Here is a 3,001-nt window from a genome sequence, read left to right on the forward strand (position 1 = left end):
CGGGTCAGTCCGCGCCCAGGGTGTGGTCGGCGTCGTCCGCGTCCTCGCAGCCCAGGCATTCGTCGTCGTCGAGTTCCACGCCGCCCTGCCAGGGGGGATTGGCCTTGCCCGACAGCTCCTCCACGTCCACGCGCACCACCTCGGTGCGCTTGAGCATCTCGGGGGGATAGGGTCCCGTGGGGCCTTCGTAGTGTCCCATGATCACGTCCAGGGCCTTGGCCTTCTCCTCGGTGTCCGTGAGGATGGTGGCCCGCCCCGCCCCGCACACCGACTTGTAGTGCGCCGAGTAGGCGCAGGCCTTGATCTGGCGCGCAAGCTCGTATTCCACCACGGCCGAGAAGCTCACGCGGTCGCAGGAGCGCAGGGCCAGCGCCTTGCGCCCTTCGGCCGCGCCGTGGAAATAGAGCGCCCTGTCCCGGTAGCCGAAGCTCACGGGGACGCTGTAGGTCCCCTCGCCGTCGCGCAGGGCGAGGTGCACGTATTCGGCCCGCTGCAAAAGGGCCTCCACAACTGTCGGATCGAGAACTTCACGATCGCTCTTGCGCATGCTGGCTCCTGGCCGGGCGCGCCTGCGTGGGCGGCCTGCCGCTTCGGTTCGTGCCGTTGGAGGGAGGCCCGCCGGGAGGCTTCACTTCCTGGCGGAGGTCACGGGAAAGTCGAAGTAGGTGTCCGGGAAGGGCTCCTTGCGCAGGGTGAAGTGCCACCACTCCTGCTCGTAGGGGGAGAAGCCGTTGTTCTCCATCAGCCTGCGCAGGAGCATCCTGTTGCTCTGGGCCAGGAAGGGGATATCCGGGGAGAGCGAATGGGAAAGCACGTCCATGCAGTCGAAGCCCGTGCCCATGTCCAGGGAGTTGTCCCGGAAGCGCTCGGGATAGGGGGCGTTGCAGGGCATGAGCCGCTGCCCCGCCGTGTAGGCCTCGCCCTCGCGGGGGGGCCAGGGGATGATGGTCAGATCCACGGTGGAGCCGCGCGAATGGCCGCTCTTCTTGGCCACGTAGCCCAGCTCGAAGAAGTCCTTCTTGTCCACCCGGGGGTAGAATTCGTCCTTGGTGATCTGGTCCTCCGAGACCTGGCTCCAGCTCACGAAGTCGTTCACGGCGCGCTGGGGGCGGTAGCAGTCGTAGACCTTCACGCCCAGGCCCGAGGCGCGCAGCTCCTCGTGCACGGCGATCAGGGCCCTGGCTGCGTCGATGGTCAGGATGCATTCGGGGTCTTCATAGCCCTTCACGGGGCGGCCCAGGAAGTTGTGCCAGCCGTGGTAGCGCATCTCCTGGACGATGTCCGGGGCCAGGTCGCGCAGGCGCACGAAGCGCGGGGGGAGCTGGTCGGCGGCCAGGACCTGCCAGGCGTTGAGGACGAGCACTGCGATCGCGAGCGTACGGAGCATCAGGCGCATGGTCACCTCCCACTGTGCAGGCATTTCCAGGGGGATAGCGCCATCGGTCTCCGCTGTCCATGGCCCGGAGGCCTAGCCGAAAGGGTTCTCGGGTTCCTTTTTGGGTTCGGCGCGCAGGAACCCCCCGCCCTGGCGGCGCGAGAGGGCCACGGGCGCGCTGGCCAGCCCGCAGAACCCCGGGGCGTCGGCCCCCTCCTCCTGGCCGCACCAGCGCCACATCATGCACTGCGCGCCCTGGCAGAAGCGCATCTTGCCCTCGGGCGTGGTCAGAAGCGGACAGAAGCGGAATTTGGCGTCCTTCTCGGTGGTGGTCATCCTTCTCCTCCTTCAGAAGCCTTGATCACGAGCAGCGTCACGTCGTCCTCGGCCGGGGCCTCGCCCCGGAAAGCCGCCAGATCGGCCAGCAGGCCGTCGCGGATGTCGGCGGCCGAAGCCTCGCGGCGGCGGCGGATCGCCTCGCGCACGCGCTCCTTGCCGAACATTCCCCCCCCCGGCGAGCAGGTCTCCCAGATGCCGTCGGACCCCACCAGGAGGATGTCGCCCTCCTCGGGCCAGGGGCGCTCCTGTTCCGGCCAGAGGCGCTCGCCCACCACGCCCAGGGGGATGCCGGGGCCGCCCAGGTCCTCGAAGGCGTCCTGGCGGCGGCGGTAGAGGATGGCCGGGTCGTGCCCGGCCCGCACCCAGCGCAGGCGGCGGGCCGTGGCGTCCAGCTCCAGGTAGAGGAGCGTGAGGAAACGCCCGGAGCCGTCGGTGTCTGCGAACAGCAGGGCGTTCACGTCCTGCACCACCCGGGCCGGGCCGCCGGGCTGGAGGGCGCGCTGGCGCAGGAAGGCCCGGGCCGTGGCCATGAGCAGGGCCGCGTCCACGCCGTGGCCGGACACGTCGCCCAGCAGGGCCACGGCCGTGCCGGGGCGGCCGTGGGCGTCGGGGAGCACGTCGTAGAAATCGCCGCCGGCCTCGTTGCAGGCCGTGCTGGCCCCCGCCAGGTCCAGGCCCGGGAGGACGGGCAGGCGCTCGGGAATGAAGCGATCGTGCACCTCGCGGGCCAGGGCCATGGCGTCGCGCAGGCGGGTGCTCTCCTTGAGTTCGGGGATCATGCGGTTGAAGGCGTGGCCCAGGGCCTCGATCTCGCCGCCGCCCGAGGGCTCCACGCGGGCCTCGAAGTCGCCCCGGCCCAGCCGCCTGGCCGCGCGAGCCAGGTCCACCAGGGGGCGGGAGACCGAGCGCGCGGCCAGCCACGAGGCCGCCGTGGCCAGCAGGAGCAGGCCCAGGGCCACGAAGAAGGTCTCCCGGAACTGGTTCTCGATGCGCGTCTCGATGTATTCCCCCGCCTGGCGCGCCTCGGCGGCCACGTCGCGCTTGGGCGCCGTCATCACCAGGGCGTAGCCCTCGGTGCGCAGGGGGGCGTAGGCCCAGATCACGTCGCGGGTGTCCAGTTCCGCCTGGCGAACGCCGCTTTTACCCGCGCGCAGGTCGCCCAGCACGGCCGCCAGTTCGGCAGGGTCGTCCATGGCGAGCCAGCGCGGGGCCGCCAGGCCCAGCATGCCCATGCGCCGCCCCATGCCGTGGCCCCCTTCGGGAGGGCCGTGCTCCAGGGCGTCGGCC

General features: G+C 70.9%; 4 protein-coding genes. All 4 read right to left on the reverse strand.

Going from position 1 to position 3,001, the window contains the following annotated elements:
• Positions 1-4: 4 nt before the first annotated feature.
• Positions 5-547, reverse strand: coding sequence for a pyridoxamine 5'-phosphate oxidase family protein (locus tag ACV4UX_RS18280; RefSeq protein WP_491594711.1), 543 nt, complete (start codon positions 545-547; stop codon positions 5-7).
• Between the two features lie 81 nt (positions 548-628).
• Positions 629-1,396 (reverse strand): M15 family metallopeptidase, encoded by a 768-nt coding sequence (locus ACV4UX_RS18285; protein ID WP_491594712.1) that lies wholly within the window; start codon positions 1,394-1,396, stop codon positions 629-631.
• A 72-nt stretch (positions 1,397-1,468) separates the two neighbouring features.
• The gene (locus ACV4UX_RS18290; RefSeq protein ID WP_491594713.1) at positions 1,469-1,711 is read right to left on the reverse strand and encodes a hypothetical protein; all 243 of its coding nucleotides are present in this window, start codon (positions 1,709-1,711) and stop codon (positions 1,469-1,471) included.
• On the reverse strand, positions 1,708-3,001 hold a 1,294-nt coding region (locus ACV4UX_RS18295), incomplete at its 5' end, for a PP2C family protein-serine/threonine phosphatase (RefSeq protein WP_491594714.1). The genes ACV4UX_RS18295 and ACV4UX_RS18290, both read right to left, overlap by 4 nt.

It is taken from the genome of Fundidesulfovibrio sp. (assembly GCF_058402725.1).

Bases quoted from the DNA above. Each gene is read 5' to 3' on its own strand.
- ACV4UX_RS18285 (WP_491594712.1), bottom strand. From the start codon at position 1,396: ATGCGCCTGATGCTCCGTACGCTCGCGATCGCAGTGCTCGTCCTCAAC.
- ACV4UX_RS18280 (WP_491594711.1), bottom strand. From the start codon at position 547: ATGCGCAAGAGCGATCGTGAAGTTCTCGATCCGACAGTTGTGGAGGCC.
- ACV4UX_RS18290 (WP_491594713.1), bottom strand. From the start codon at position 1,711: ATGACCACCACCGAGAAGGACGCCAAATTCCGCTTCTGTCCGCTTCTG.